The following is a 16165-nucleotide window of genomic DNA, read 5'->3' as shown; positions in this document are numbered from 1 at the left end:
CATATATAATCAAAAGTAAAAATTGGAGGCAAAAATAATGAAAATTGTTGTACTTGATGGATACACACTAAATCCAGGCGATTTAAGCTGGGAAGGATTAGAGAAAATGGGTGATTTAACGGTATATGACCGTACATCCTATGACTTAAGTGGACAGGATAAAATTATTGAAAGAGTGGGAGATGCAGAAGTTGTATTTACCAATAAGACTCCCATAACAAAGGAAGCACTTAATGAAATGCCTAATTTAAAATTTATAGGACTCCTGGCCACGGGGTACAATGTTGTGGATGTAGAGGCAGCCAAGGAAAAGGGTGTCATAGTAACAAATGTACCAACCTATGGGACAACAGCAGTTTCACAAATGACATTTGCACTATTATTAGAGCTGTGCCATCATGCCGGGGATCATAGTGATGAGGTTAAAAAAGGAAGTTGGACCAATAACCCTGATTGGTCCTTCTGGAACTACCCCTTGGTTGAACTGGCAGATAAAACAATGGGCATTATTGGTTATGGAAGAATTGGTCAAGCGGTAGGAAAAATTGCACAAGCATTTGGTATGAATGTCGTAGCCTATAGCAGAAGTCAAAATAAAGCATTGGAAAGTGATACCTTTAAATATGTAGGATTAGATGAATTACTAGCTGAGTCAGATGTGATTAGCTTACATTGTCCATTGTTTGAAAGTACACAGGGGATCATTAATAAAGATACCATTGCAAAAATGAAGAAGAAAGTAAGGATAATCAATACCTCTAGGGGACCTTTAGTTGTTGAAGAAGACTTAGCCGAGGCATTAAATAGTGGTAGGATAGCTGGAGCTGCTGTAGATGTGGTGTCATCAGAACCTATTAAGGCTAATAACCCGCTGTTACAAGCTAAAAACATTATTATCACACCCCATATATCATGGGCGCCAAGGGAGTCGAGAATTCGCTTGATGGATGTTGCAATCAGTAACTTAGAAAAGTTCATGGAGGACAATCCTGTTAATGTCGTTAATCCATAGAGGTAAGATTAGAAAATTTACTACAGGACAAAAGGGCGAATTTGTTGTCATAAATGCATTCCATGGTCCTAGTTTTTCATACTTTGTTTTCAAATCTTACTTAATAGTATATACTGTATCAAGTAGCCTTACATTGGTGAGATACGAGTACATGGTAGCGTCACAAAATAACACCTTATCAAACAAAGGTGTTTCATACCATGTGACGGAATGAGTGACAACTGCAGTGCCCTAGATATTTTGAACCACCAGAAACTGCCCTGAATGGTTCTCTAGGGGAAATTAAGGAGGAGAATTTTAGTTAAAGAATGATACTGACCCAATGAAAAAAGTAATTGAAGAAAAAAGTGAATGCACAATAAGATACCACTGATAAAAAACTTAATTAAACAAGACAATATAACGAAGCGCTTTTAAAAACAAAAAAACGTATCGGATTCTTAAATAAATAAATGGATATAATAATTTTATAGAAAAAAGATGTATTGATGCGTTCTTTATTTGAGCTATTTGTTTCTATCTCTAAATAAACACTAGATAGTTTGTCAATCACAATATTTAATTAAAATAAAGACTAAAAGGAGAAATACTATTGTTATTTGAAAATTTAAATATCATTAAGCCCATTCAGAGGGCTTTAACAACTGAAGGATACACAGAAGCTACGCCTATACAAGAGAAAGCTATTCCCTCTCTACTTAAAGGAATGGATTTATTAGGATGTGCACAAACAGGTACTGGAAAGACAGCAGCATTTGCCATACCAATTTTACAAGGTCTTTCATCTGAACAAAGAAACTTAAAAGGAAGCAGACAAATACAAGCATTGATACTAGCCCCAACAAGAGAGCTTGCGATTCAAATTGCGGATAGCTTTGAAACTTATGGGAAACATTTAGGTCTGAGAACACTGGTGATCTATGGTGGTGTATCCCAGCATCCACAAACAAAATCCCTGAATAGAGGAATTGACATTCTGGTGGCAACTCCAGGTAGACTACTTGACTTAATCAATCAGAAATTTGTTCGCTTAAATAGTATAAAATATTTTGTGCTTGATGAAGCAGATATGATGCTTGATATGGGAATGATTCACGATGTAAGAAGAATTATTAAATATATTCCTGCTGTGAGACAAACTATGTTTTTTTCCGCTACCATGCCTGCAGAAATTGCAAAACTGGCAGATCAGATATTAAAAGAACCAGTAAAAGTAGAAATAACGCCTGTATCTTCTACGGTTGATATCATAGAACAAGCAGTGTATTATGTGAATAAAAGTAATAAGGTACAATTGTTGATTCATTTATTAAAAAGTAAAGCCATCGTTTCTGCATTAGTGTTTTCAAGAACAAAACATGGAGCCGATAAAATAGTGAAATCTCTAGAAAAGGCTGGACTTCAAGCCCAAGCGATTCATGGAAATAAATCTCAAAATGCAAGACAGTTGGCTTTAAATAACTTTAAAGAACGAAAAACAAGGATATTGGTTGCAACAGACATTGCAGCTCGAGGCATTGATGTAGAAGAATTGTCCCATGTAATTAATTTTGATCTACCAGAAGTTCCTGAAACCTATGTTCATAGAATCGGACGTACTGGCCGAGCTGGTCTTGGGGGAATCGCAATTTCCTTTTGTGCTCAAGAAGAAAAGAACTTACTAAAGGAAATTCAAAAACTAATCTCGAAATCAGTACCTGTGGTGGAGGATCATCCCTTCCCATTAGTAGAAACTCTTAACGAATCAAAAGAAGTATTCACTCGAAAGTCTTCGGCTCCCAAAACCACTCCAGCCAATAATAGGAGAAATAAAGAAGCCAGTTTTGCAAAAAAAAGTGCGGCTAAAAATAGTAAATCTCGTTATTATACAAAAAACAAAAGAAAAGACAATTGATAATGAAACAGGATACATCTTGCAGATTTACACTGAACTCATTTTGCCACCCATTTTTATAACGGGGTGGCAATTTTTTTGACTAAATTTACGTTAGTGTCTAGCCTCTGTAAAGGTAATGTTTCAATAATGACAGAGTGAATAATAGCCAAATGATTAGAGAAAGATATACATATGCAAATAATACAAGATAAGGTTGGGGATGCATATGTATAGGAAGATCACTCTAGTAATGATAGGGATTATAATGGTTACAGTCTCAAGCTGTGCATATCGTAGAGATGTGCCTCCGGAAGAGGAGCCCGATTCAAGGCAACAGCCAACACCTTCCGTTGAACAGCCTAGGGAAGATAAGCTAGCAAAGTCTGAGCAGGAAGCTGTGGAGGAGAATATTAACGGATTCGAAATTGAAGATGATCTGAGGATTACTGAAGCCACAGATCGGGAGGAAAAAAATAGAATATCCTGTCTTAGTCAGCAACAGAAAATAGCATTATTAAAAAATATCGGATCCAAGGAGATGAATACTGTACTGGAGCAATATGAAGCTAGTCTACCTGAAGGGCTCAATGATTCAATCCAGTATTTTGAGTATGATATGGATTATGATTATTTTCTGATTACAAACGAAGGTGGCGCTGAAATTCTGGAAAATCCTGTTCCTGATGCCACAGTAGTTGCTCGGGTAGAAAATCTGGATAAGGTGTCTCTGCTTCAACGGCTTGAAGGTGAAGTGTTTGAAGATTCAACTATATGGTATCGAGTGGCATTCGAAAATGGAAACGAAATAAAAGAGGGCTATCTTCACTCCACAGAAGGGACTCCTAGGAACTTCCGATTTGACAGAATGCAAGATGCGATCAATGAACTAAGGGAGCAGGTAGCCCAGGGAGCGTTACATTTCATCAGTAACTACAAATATGAAAACGGTGTACCACCTCAAGAGGGAGACGCTGCAGTTGATGAGTATGGGTATCGGGTTTATCATAGTGCGCCTGCATATGAACAGGCTGATACAGATAGTGAATTTCGGTATATACCAGATGGGATATTGGTGCGAATACTAGATGAGACTGATGAGTTGTATCATGTAAATGTCCCGACTTTTAACGGAGACTTTTACGTGCCTAAGCAGTACATTGATCCAGAGGTTACACTGAGCCAACTGAATCATGTGATTGTAGTAGACAGAGATCAGCAGAACCAAGCTTCTTTTGAGCTTAATGAAAATGAGCTTAACCTTGTTTCATATACCCTGGCCACTACGGGGATTGCAGGAGATTTCTCCTTTGTAACGACACTTGGTAGTTATAAAAGCATTCAGAAAAGAGAGCGCTTTGAGTATCTGGAAAGTGGCACACAAGATATTGCAGGTTATGCGCCCTTTGCCATAAGATTTACCGGTGGGGCTTATATTCACGGCGTTCCAGTGGCATATGAAGAACAGGACGGTGAACAGGTTGATCCTGGACTAATCGAATCACTTCACACAATTGGTACATTTCCTCGCTCCAATATGTGTGTACGGAATTTTACCAGTCATGCAGAATTCCTCTATAACTGGATGGATAGCGTTAATGGTGCTGTTATCGTAATAGAATAAATTTAACTGGGAAAGGGAAGATGAGGTAGGGTCAGACAAAGTAAGACTAAAGAACGTAATCGTATATAAGAAAAATAGAATAATATACTTGTATTTACAAATTTATGAAAGAAAGTATTTGTAAAATTTGAAATCGTGTATTATAATCCTGTCTTTGACACTTGATGAATATAAAAAGCCTGTAAAACTTTGGGAATAAAGGGTTTTCAAGCTTTAATGATTGTCAAAAAAGTGAGTAATATTTTTACTTTTTCGTATCTTTAAAATTTTTTTCATCTATTCAACTGTCAAAGACCCAGGCTTATCTCTGAGAAAATGTACGCGGATAGAACAAAATCTCTAAATTCTCTTTTGAGGGTTTAGAGATTTTTTAAGGTTAAAATTAGTATAATAATGTAAGGACGGGTTATGTGAATCAAAAATTAGTTATATAATATGAAGTAAAGGAGAGTGGTAATGAAGAACCATCAAAATTCAAAACTATTCTGAGATATAAAGTGAAGGCATATTAGATAAAAAATGTTATGGAGGAAATAAAAATGATTAGAGAATTTAGAAGAGAAGACAAAGATATATTTGTTTCAATGGTTAAGGATTTTTACAACTCTGAGGCAGTGCTTAAAAAGATTTCTACTGAAAATATAATGAATACTATTAATGAGATAAATGAATGTTCACCCTATATTAAATGTTACTTAGTAGAAGAACGAGAAGAAACGGCTGGATATGTACTCATTAGTTTGACGTATTCTAACGAGGCAAGTGGCTTGGTTGTTTTTATTGAAGAAATATACATCAGAGAGAAGTTTAGAGGATTGGGGCTGGGAGGTGAAGTTTTAGACTTCATAAAAAAAGAATTTTCACCCAGAGCAAAACGATTTAGACTTGAATTAACAAAAAACAATAAGTCGGCAGAAGAATTGTATTTACGAAAAGGATTCACTATACTAGAATATAAACAAATGATTCAGGATATGTAGTGTATTGCTTACAAACTTATGGAAAAATCCCGCCACATATTGTGTCTCCCCTCAATCAGTATATTGGAGAGGAGCTTTTCTTTTTTATCAAGTGCCTGCTCATTTTATGGTTAATACAAACAAATTGAGCAATAATTCAATCAAATATTGATAATGAAGGAAGACTATTGGTGGAGATTGATTATAAATTTAGAGAAAATGATTGATATGGCAGGAAATCAGTAATGATATATAGAATATTTAATTATTAACAAGGATGGATTATTTATTGGGATCAGGGCTGTTAACGTTTATAGGGCAAGATTTTGGGGTATCAATGTTAGTAAGATTATGATTATAAAAGGTAGGACATAATAACGCACGAGCTGAAAGTAATTGCAAAAAATGTCTTTAATAAAGTGTACTATTATAGGCATAGCTTTAATAGACTATGATGTTGAGGAAAAAAGAAATAATCAGATCAGCACGTTATTTTTGTAGAACGATGAAATCAATTCTAATGTTAATGAAGATAGAATAAACGTTTCTAAGGATAAAGGGATGATGATGAATGGGGAAAAAAATGATTTCTCAGCAGGATGTATATTTATTCCATGAAGGAACTAATTATTATGGTTACAAGAGTTTAGGAGCACATGTGACAGTGGAAGGCGGACAAAAAGGAACACGGTTTACCGCATGGGTACCGAATGCCAAGGAAGTCAGAGTAGCAGGAGATTTTAACCATTGGCAGGGACAGCAGCATCCCATGGAAAAAATTCCGGATTCTAAACTTTGGTCTGTTTTCATAGGAGGGATACAAGAAGGTACACTCTATAAATATGAGATTTTAGGTGACAATGGAGCGTTCTATTTGAAAATTGATCCCTATGGGTTTTTATCGGAGCCTCGACCCAACACAGCTTCTATTGTATGTGAACTAGAAGACTATCCATGGCAGGATCAGAAATGGCAGCAAAACAAAGTAGTAGAAAACTCTTTACATAGGCCTGTTATGATTTATGAGGTTCATTTAGGCTCATGGAGAAGAAAGGCAGATGATAGTTTTTGTAACTACAGGGAAATAGCCCATGAACTAGGGGATTATGCAGTGGAAATGGGGTATACCCATGTGGAAGTGATGCCGATTATGGAACATCCCCTAGATGATTCATGGGGATATCAAATTACAGGCTATTATGCTGTCACAAGTAGATATGGAAACCCCAAGGACTTTATGTATTTTGTTGATTATCTTCACCAAAAGGGAATTGGGGTCATTTTAGATTGGGTGCCAGGCCATTTCTGTGCCGATGCCCATGGCCTCCGCCAATTTGATGGGGGAAATGTTTATGAATACCAGGATGCCAATCGAGCCATTAACAAAGAGTGGGGAACTGTCAACTTTGACTTAGGAAAACCTGAGGTCAAGAGCTTTCTCATATCCAACGCCTGCTTCTGGATGGAGATGTATCATATTGATGGGTTGCGGGTGGATGCAGTTGCCAACATGCTCTATCTAGATTACGGAAGAGAACATGGGGATTGGACGGCTAATCAATATGGCGGTAATGAAAACCTAGAGGCAGTAGACTTTTTGAAACAGTTAAATAAGGCAGTTTTTCAGTACTTTCCCAATCACTTTATGATAGCAGAGGAATCTACTCAGTGGCCAATGGTAACCGCACCTATCCATGTAGGTGGATTAGGGTTTAATTATAAATGGAATATGGGATGGATGAACGACACGTTAAAGTATATGGAGTTAGATCCCATCCATAGGAAATGGTCCCATAACCTGTTAACATTTTCCCTAATGTACACCTATACAGAAAATTTCATTTTACCCTTATCCCATGATGAAGTGGTCCATGAAAAAAAATCACTACTGGAGAAAATGTCCGGTAACTATTGGGAAAAGTTCGCTAATCTACGATGTTATTATGGTTATCTCATGGCACATCCAGGGAAGAAATTACTTTTCATGGGGGGCGAATTTGGACAGTTTATTGAATGGAATCATAACAAAGCCCTAGATTGGATGTTATTGGACCATGAAATGCACAGAAAGTTGCATCAGTACATGAAGGACCTTATCCACTTTTACAAGGAAGAAGCGTCCCTATGGCAAAATGACTATCAAGTGGAAGGATTTCAGTGGATTGATCCCAATGATTATCAGCAGAGTATGATTACATTTATGCGAAGAAGGGCAGATGATTTTACAATTATTATTTGTAATTTCACTACGATACCACGGGAGCAATATCGAGTTGGCGTCCCCTTCAAAGGTAATTATAAAGAAGTGTTTAATAGTGATTCCACTGAATATGGTGGATCGGGAGTAAAAAACCCTAGGGTAATGAAAGCTGAAAAAGTAAAATGGCATAACCAGTCATATTCTATTGAAACATCTATACCCCCTCTAGGGGTGCTTTATATAAGACAAGAAAAAGACGAAGAGTAGGAGGGATATTTTGAAAAAAGAATGTATTGCCATGATTCTAGCAGGGGGACAAGGAACGAGATTAGGAATGCTCACCAAAAATATAGCCAAACCAGCGTTACCCTTTGGAGGGAAATATAGAATTATTGATTTTACCCTTAGTAATTGTTCTAATTCAGGGATTGACACAGTAGGGGTATTGACCCAGTATGAACCCTTAGTATTAAACTCCTACATCGGCATTGGTAGCCACTGGGATTTAGACAAAAAAAGTGGAGGGGTAATGGTGCTTCCACCCTATGTGAAAGAGAATGGGGGCAACTGGTATAGGGGAACAGCTGATGCCGTTTACCAAAACCTTGACTTTGTTGAACACTATGAGCCTGAGTATTTACTGGTGTTGTCTGGGGACCATATTTACAAAATGGATTATTCTGCCATGCTCAAGCATCATAAAGAAAAACAAGCCGATGCCACCATTGCCGTTATCCGGGTTCCTTCAGAAGAAACCTATCGATTTGGTATTATGAATACCGATGAAGAAGAACGGATTATTGAATTTCAAGAGAAGCCAGAGAATGCGAAAAGTGATTTAGCTTCTATGGGTGTCTATATATTTAATTGGAAGAAACTAAAAAAACATCTGATAGAGGAAGATCAGAACCCGGATTCTAGTCTTGACTTCGGTAAAAATATTATCCCAAAAATGCTAAATGAAGGGGAAAAACTATTTGCTTATGGATTTCAAGGATACTGGAAGGACGTTGGAACAGTTGAAAGCTATTGGGAAGCCAATATGGATTTAATAGAAGATGATGCCAGCTTAGATTTACACGAAAGAAATTGGATTATTTATTCGGTTAATCCTAGTCAACCACCGCAATATATAGGACCGTCAGCAAAGGTGACGGAGTCTCTATTAAATGAAGGCTGTCAAATATTTGGTGAGGTTAGCCATTCTGTTATTTTTCCAGGTGTATACATAGGAAAAGGTGCAGTGGTAAAAGATTCAGTGATTATGGCAAATGCCATCATTGGGGATCACGCTAAAATTGAGAAGTCCATCATAGCAGAAAAGGCTATTATTCAAAAGAAAGAAATAATTGGAGATAACAAAAAGAACGATATCACTGTTGTAGCCACTTAGACTGTGGAAATAGGATGTATAAAAGGAGCTGAAAAATATGAAGGATGTCATGGGAATTGTCAATGATATTAAGATAAAGCGTGATTTAAGAGATCTTGTTTCACATCGTTCCACAGCAGCTGTTCCCTTTGGAGGCCGGTATCGTGTAGTTGATTTTGTTTTATCTAACATGGCCAACGGAGGAATCAAAAACGTCGGAATCTTTACACAAAGCAACAATCGCTCCTTACTAGATCATGTGGATTCAGGTAAGGCATGGGATTTATTTAATAAAAGAGGTGGGTTGTTTATTTTACCACCTACATTTAGCTATGAGCGTTTTGGCAATCGCTTAGGAGATATTGACCACTTTTATAATCATATGGATTATTTAGAGAGAAGTACGCAACAGTATGTGCTAATTAGTAATAGTAATAGCATTTATAATATGGATTACTCAAAAATTAAAGAGGCTTATGAAAAAAGTGGAGCAGATATCGTTATCCTATACCAAAGAAAAAAAGAGTGGGATAGCTCTATTAAATATGTATCTATGATTATGGATGAGAAGAGTAAAATTGTAGATATGTCTGTCAATAAGTTGATTGGTAACAATTCCTTTAAGGATATGGGCGTTGCCTTCATGAAAAAAGAGCTTTTTATGGAAATCATAAGGGAATGTCATTCAAAGGGTTTAAATGATTTCGTAAAAGATGGATTAATTAAAAATACAAAAAAATACAATATGTATGGAATGCCCTATGATGGATATGTAGCCAATATTGATTCTATTAACAATTACTATAAGCACAATATGAACCTATTAAAGCCTGAGATATGGAAACAATTATTTTTTAAAGAGGGGCTAATCAATACAAAGGTCAAGGATGAAGCACCTTCAAAATACAACAAAACCGCCAAAGTAAGCAATTCATTAGTGGCCAATGGCTGTATTATTGAAGGAGAAGTCATCAATAGTATTCTTTTTAGAGGTGTCAAAGTCGGGAAAAATGTCACTGTAAAAAATAGTATTTTAATGCAGAAAAACGTCATTCATGAGGGATGCCAGCTAGAGCATGTTATTTTAGATAAGGATGTAGTTGTTACAGAGGGTAAAGTCTTGAAGGGTGATGAAGGATATCCTTTTGTGGTGAGTAAGAAAACGGTTCTATAAGGAGGAAAACAAATGAGAGTAATGTTTGCTGCATCAGAAGCAACGCCCTTTTCTAAATCGGGGGGGCTGGGTGATGTCATCGGTTCTTTGCCCTTTTATTTAAAGAAGCTAGGGGTCGATGTAAGTGTAATTTTGCCCAAATATCAAGAAATTCCACAAGATTTAAAAATGAAAATGAAGTGGATCAAGAGTATGACAGTACCTGTTGGATGGCGTAATCAATTTTGTGGAATCGAAATATTATCCTATAAAGACATTCACTTCTATTTTGTTGATAATCAATACTACTTTAATCGAGAGGGTTTTTATGGACACAATGATGATGGAGAGCGATTTGCCTTTTTTAGCAGAAGTGTCCTAGAGATTTTACCTCATATAGACTGCAAGCCCGATATTATTCATTGTCATGATTGGCAAACCGCCATGATTAGTTATTTGCTAAAAACACAGTATCAACATCATGGTTTTTATAAAAACATTAAAACGGTTTTTACCATACACAACTTAAAATACCAAGGAGTCTTTCCACAGGAAGTGCTTGGAGATCTATTTAATGGCTCTCAGCAACATTTTAATGAGGGTGGCGTGGAGTATCATGGAAATGTAAATTATATGAAGGGTGGACTAAACTTTTCTGATTATATTACAACCGTGAGTCCTACCTATGCACAGGAGATACAGGATCCATTTTTCGGTGAGGGTCTAGAGGGAGTATTATCCCGTAAAAAGAAGCAATTGCAAGGAGTTACAAATGGAATTGATGATAGTGTTTATAATCCCCAAACAGATATACACCTTTTCAAAAATTTTAGCTCTGAAAATCTGAGAAATAAGAAAGACAATAAATTGGGGCTACAAGAAAGGTTGAATTTAGCTGTTGATGCAAAAATACCCATGATCGGAATGGTGACCCGATTGGTGGAACAAAAAGGATTAGATTTAGTCGCCAATCAGTTAGAGAAGCTAATGGAGGAAGAGATACAACTGGTGGTACTGGGTACAGGAGACCATCAATATGAAGAAATATTTCGACAGGCTGCAATCAAGTATCCTGAAAGGATTTCTACTAATCTGTTTTTTGATGAAGTTTTGGCTCAACAAATTTATGGAGGCAGTGATTTTTTCTTAATGCCTTCACTGTTTGAACCATGTGGATTAGGACAATTGATTGCCCTACGATATGGAACCGTCCCCATTGTGCGGGAAACTGGAGGATTAAAGGATACAATTCAATACTATGATGAGGTCTCTAAAGAAGGAAATGGCTTTACTTTTACAAATTACAATGCTCATGACATGTTCAATACCATTAAAGAAGCAATACGCTTGTATCCAGATAAAAGGAAATTCAATAAAGTTGTGAGAAATGCCATGAATACTAAAGTTGGCTGGGAAGAATCAGCGAAGACCTATTTAAAGCTTTACCGATCTTTAGGGTAAAGGTTTTATGGGAAAAAGGAGGCTTTTTACTTGAAGGATAAAAATAATGATTCAGAAAGCACAAACAGAGAAAAAGTTGAAGCAATGAAACTAGAAATTGCTTTAAAACTAGGGACGATTTTTGGACGAAATTTAGAGGATGCCTCTAAGGAGCAGATGTACAGAGCAACGGCTTCTGTTTTAAGGGACCGAATCATGCAGCAATGGGCATATTCAAAGGAAAAGGTCAATAAAACCGATGGAAAAGAGCTTTATTATTTATCCATGGAGTTTTTGATGGGAAGATTTTTTGACAATTTTATTATGAATTTGATGCTTCAAGAGGACGTTACCACCGCCTGTAGTGAATTAGGGATAGAGCTGAAGGAGTTACAAGATATAGAGCCTGATCCTGGATTAGGCAATGGTGGATTGGGAAGATTAGCAGCCTGCTTTTTAGATTCCCTAGCAACCCTAGGCTATGTTGGACACGGTAATGGAATTCGTTTTGAGTATGGTCTGTTTAAACAAAAAATTGCAGATGGCTATCAAATTGAGTTACCAGATTCATGGCTAGAGCATGGAAACATATGGGAGGTGGCCAAGCCTGAAGAGCCAGAAATTGTAAACTTTGGTGGAGAGCTAGAAAAGAAAATGGTAGATGGACGGTTAATTGTTGAACAAAAAAATTGTTATCGGATTAAGGCGATTCCCTATGATATGCCTGTGGTAGGCTATAACTCCGGAGTCACCAATACCCTGAGATTATGGGGAGCACGATCCACAAAGCATTTGAATATGGGTCTCTTTGGAAGAGGTCAATATATGGACGCCATTGAGGAAAAGGAACTGGCAGAGGTGATCTCAAAGATACTCTATCCAGATGACAATCATGTAGAGGGTAAATCCTTAAGATTAAAGCAGCAGTACTTTTTTGTTTCCGCAAGCATACAAAGTATCATTAGAAAATACAAGAAAAATGGGAATGATGTACGAGAATTACCGGATAAAGTCGTGATACACATCAATGATACACATCCTGGTTTAGCCATACCAGAGCTAATGAGAATACTAATGGACGATGAAGGATTAGGATGGACAGAAGCGTGGAGTATCACCAGCAAAATCTTTGCCTATACCAATCATACCATTTTACCTGAAGCATTGGAAAAATGGAAGGTGGACATGTTTAAGGAGTTACTGCCAAGGGTCTATGAAATCATTCATGAAATTAATGAGCGTTTTTGCAAGGTTTTATGGGAGCGGTATCCAGAACAATGGGATAAAATCACAGAAATGGCCATCATTTCATATCACGAAATTCATATGGCCAAACTTTGTATTGTTGGATCATTCTCTTTAAATGGTGTTGCCAAGCTTCACTCGGAAATATTAAAAGAAACTGTTTTCAATGACTTTTATGATATTTATCCAGAGAAGTTTAAAAGTATTACCAATGGTGTTACCCATAGAAGATTTTTATTAAAAGCCAATCCTGGCTTATCCAAGCTCATTACCTCCTCCATAGGAGATGAATGGATTAAGGATGCTTCTAGATTAAAAGAACTAGAAAGTTTCGCTAAGGACAAGGGCTTCCAGGAAGCCTTAGCGAAAACCAGACTCATTAATAAAGAGGCATTAGCCCATGATATCATGAGTCAATTAGGCATTAAGGTTGATACCAGTAGTATTTTTGACGTTCACGTTAAAAGACTGCATGAATATAAAAGGCAACTATTAAATGTGTTACACATTATGCATCTCTATAATCGCTTGAAAGAAAACCCTGATTTAGAAATGCACCCCAGAACTTTTATTTTTTCTGGAAAGGCAGCCCCTGGCTATCATCGCGCCAAGCTCATTATTAAGCTTATCCACTCTGTTGCCGAAAAAGTCAATCACGATACCAGCATCCAAGACAAGTTGAAGGTGGTCTTTCTTGAGAACTACTGTGTTTCTTTAGCGGAGAAGATCATTCCTGCCACTGATGTCAGTGAGCAAATTTCCACTGCTGGTAAAGAGGCTTCAGGAACTGGAAACATGAAGTTCATGCTAAATGGAGCCCTGACAATCGGAACATTAGATGGCGCAAATGTTGAAATGAGTGAGTTAGTAGGAGACGATAATATATTCATTTTTGGACTTACCATCGATCAAGTAGATGAGTACTGGCGACAGGGGAATTATCATCCCTATAAGCTATACGAAGGCAACCCCAACTTAAAGCAAATTTTAGATCAATTACTAGAAGGATTTTTCAATCAAGAGGAATCCCACCTTTTCAATGAAATCTATCAGGATTTACTTTATGGGGATGGCAGTAGGGGAGACACCTACTATTTATTGAAGGATTTTCAACCCTATTGTGATGCCCATGGTTTGATTGATAAAACCTATGGAAATAAAAGCGCTTGGTGGGAAAAGTCCATTATTAACATAGCTAATGGCGGTTATTTTTCAAGTGATCGAACCATTGAGGAATATAGTGAAAAAATTTGGCATTTACCAAAACATAATTTTGAACAGAAAATGTAAGTGAAAGCAGAAAAATCATGTGGGGAATTAGGTGAAAATAATGAATGAGTTAAATGTGCTACACGATTCTCAAAAATCTTACTTTCGTAATCCCTTTGGAGCGGCAGAATGTGGCGAAAAAATTAAGCTGCGTGTAAAGATAGATACAATGAAAAATATAGAACAGGTATTTTTAAGCATCGTTGATCACAATGGAGGAAAAAGAGAGATCTCCATGTACCAAATAGAGACCGATAATGAAAGCCACGTTTTTGAAACTGAAATTAACTGTCCAGAAATCCCTGGATTATTGTGGTATCAGTTCAAGCTGATCATCCAGGGAGAAGTCATTTATTATTGCAATAATGATGAAAAGCTTGGAGGTCAGGGAATGCTGAAGTGGCATGAAGGGCATTCCTTTCAAATCACAGTGTATAAAGCTGGAGTAGAAGTGCCTTCATGGTTTAGAAGAGCTGTTATGTATCAAATTTTTCCCGATCGTTTTTATGAAGGTGAGACCGGTACAAAAAATCAGCATGTAAAAAAGAATAGCTTCTTTTATGGCTCCTGGGAAGATAAGCCAATGTATATTCGAGAGGCTGAGACCAATCGAATTCAAAGGTGGGAATTTTTTGGTGGTGATCTACAAGGGATCATCGAAAAACTAAATTATTTGGAGGAATTGGGGATTACCTCTATCTATCTGAACCCCGTTTTTGAATCCCCCAGCAATCACCGATATGATATCGGAAATTATAAAAAAATAGATCCTTTATTAGGGGATAGCAACATATTTGAAAGATTTTGCAAGGAAGCAGAGAAACGTGGAATACACATTATCTTAGATGGCGTCTTTAGTCACACCGGCAGTGACAGTCTGTACTTTAACAAAGAGGGAAACTATCAATCATTAGGAGCCTATCAATCAAAGGATTCTCCCTATGCTTCATGGTATCAGTTTGATCATTTCCCTGACCAGTATAAGAGCTGGTGGGGAATTGATACCATGCCTGATGTGGAGGAAATGGATCCTTCCTATCTAGACTACATCATAAGAGATGAGGATAGTGTGATCAAGCATTGGATGAAGCTGGGGGTAAAGGGCTGGAGATTAGATGTGGCAGACGAGCTGCCATCAGCCTTTATTAAAGTATTGAAGAAAGTCCTTAAGGAGACAGATCCCCAAGCAGTATTGATTGGAGAGGTTTGGGAGGATGCCACCAATAAAATAAGTCATGGAGAAAAAAGAGAGTTTCTGTTTGGTGAGGAATTAGATTCTGTGATGAATTATCCCCTTAGAGAAGCCTTATTAGATTTCTTTTTAACCCGTGGTGATGGGGTGACACTTCAGGCACGGTTAATGAAGCTTTATGAAAATTATCCAAAGCCCTATTTTTATAGTTTGATGAATATCATTGGAAGTCACGATGTCCCTAGGGCATTGACAGCATTAGCTTATGGGGATCATTCCTCAATAACGGATGAAAAGGAAGTGGCTGTGAAGCGACTGAAACTATTAAGCCTGTTTCAAATGACATTCCCGGGGATTCCTTGCATTTATTATGGTGATGAAGCCGGTGCAGAGGGCGGGAATGATCCCGATAATCGACGGACCTATCCATGGGGCAGTGAAAACGAAGAAATTCTGGCGTGGTATAAAAAAATAACTAGGATCAGACGGGACCATGAGGTTTTTGTAGAAGGGGATTGGTATTCTCCCTATGGAGATCGGGATGTGTATACCTTTGTGAGACAAAAGGATGGGGAACGAGCCTTTGTTCTTTTCAATAGAAGCAACGCAGAGGCCTATGATTTGCATTTGAATAACCTAGAACAATTAGGAAACGGGGTTTTTAAAAACCTATTAATTTCTGACGACATCCTCGAAGTGATAGAAGGAAAAGCCAGGGTCAGGCTAGAGCCCCTGGAGGGAAAGGTGTTTTATATAAAGAGATAGGTTTATTTTGGTATTGTTAAGAGTTATGGTTATAGCTAGTTAGCTAAAGAGATTGGTTCTA

At 37.3% G+C, this 16165-nt stretch carries 10 protein-coding genes; all 10 read left to right on the top strand.

Annotated features, from left to right (window positions below; all coding sequences use genetic code 11):
- The first annotated feature begins 37 nt into the window (after window positions 1–37).
- Window positions 38–1012: a D-2-hydroxyacid dehydrogenase gene (locus AMET_RS14555; protein WP_012064071.1), complete on the top strand. Its 975-nt coding sequence runs from the start codon at window positions 38–40 to the stop codon at window positions 1010–1012.
- A 592-nt stretch (window positions 1013–1604) separates the two neighbouring features.
- Window positions 1605–2906, top strand: coding sequence for a DEAD/DEAH box helicase (locus tag AMET_RS14550; protein WP_012064070.1), 1302 nt, complete (start codon window positions 1605–1607; stop codon window positions 2904–2906).
- A gap of 232 nt (window positions 2907–3138) precedes the next feature.
- On the top strand, window positions 3139–4509 hold the full coding sequence (locus AMET_RS14545) for a L,D-transpeptidase family protein (protein ID WP_198135347.1): 1371 nt from the start codon (window positions 3139–3141) through the stop codon (window positions 4507–4509).
- 539 nt (window positions 4510–5048) lie between these two features.
- Window positions 5049–5489, top strand: coding sequence for a GNAT family N-acetyltransferase (locus AMET_RS14540; protein WP_012064068.1), 441 nt, complete (start codon window positions 5049–5051; stop codon window positions 5487–5489).
- A gap of 550 nt (window positions 5490–6039) precedes the next feature.
- Window positions 6040–7935 carry a 1,4-alpha-glucan branching protein GlgB gene (glgB, locus tag AMET_RS14535; protein ID WP_012064067.1) on the top strand — a complete coding sequence of 632 codons (1896 nt, stop codon included), beginning with the start codon at window positions 6040–6042 and terminating at the stop codon, window positions 7933–7935.
- 10 nt (window positions 7936–7945) lie between these two features.
- Entirely contained in the window at window positions 7946–9061 is a 1116-nt protein-coding gene (locus tag AMET_RS14530; protein WP_012064066.1) for a glucose-1-phosphate adenylyltransferase, read from the top strand.
- A 37-nt stretch (window positions 9062–9098) separates the two neighbouring features.
- Window positions 9099–10214, top strand: coding sequence for a glucose-1-phosphate adenylyltransferase subunit GlgD (glgD, locus tag AMET_RS14525; protein WP_012064065.1), 1116 nt, complete (start codon window positions 9099–9101; stop codon window positions 10212–10214).
- A gap of 12 nt (window positions 10215–10226) precedes the next feature.
- Window positions 10227–11654, top strand: a complete 1428-nt coding sequence (gene glgA, locus AMET_RS14520; RefSeq protein WP_012064064.1) for a glycogen synthase GlgA — start codon at window positions 10227–10229, stop codon at window positions 11652–11654.
- Between the two features lie 30 nt (window positions 11655–11684).
- The gene (locus AMET_RS14515) at window positions 11685–14168 is read left to right on the top strand and encodes a glycogen/starch/alpha-glucan phosphorylase (protein ID WP_012064063.1); all 2484 of its coding nucleotides are present in this window, start codon (window positions 11685–11687) and stop codon (window positions 14166–14168) included.
- Between the two features lie 40 nt (window positions 14169–14208).
- Window positions 14209–16104 carry a glycoside hydrolase family 13 protein gene (locus AMET_RS14510; protein ID WP_012064062.1) on the top strand — a complete coding sequence of 632 codons (1896 nt, stop codon included), beginning with the start codon at window positions 14209–14211 and terminating at the stop codon, window positions 16102–16104.
- Window positions 16105–16165 lie beyond the last annotated feature (61 nt).

The sequence above is a fragment of the Alkaliphilus metalliredigens QYMF genome (genome assembly GCF_000016985.1).
GTDB classification, from domain to species: domain Bacteria; phylum Bacillota; class Clostridia; order Peptostreptococcales; family Natronincolaceae; genus Alkaliphilus_A; species Alkaliphilus_A metalliredigens.
Note: the sequence above shows the minus strand (reverse complement) of the source record. Positions and strands in the feature narration are given on the sequence as shown.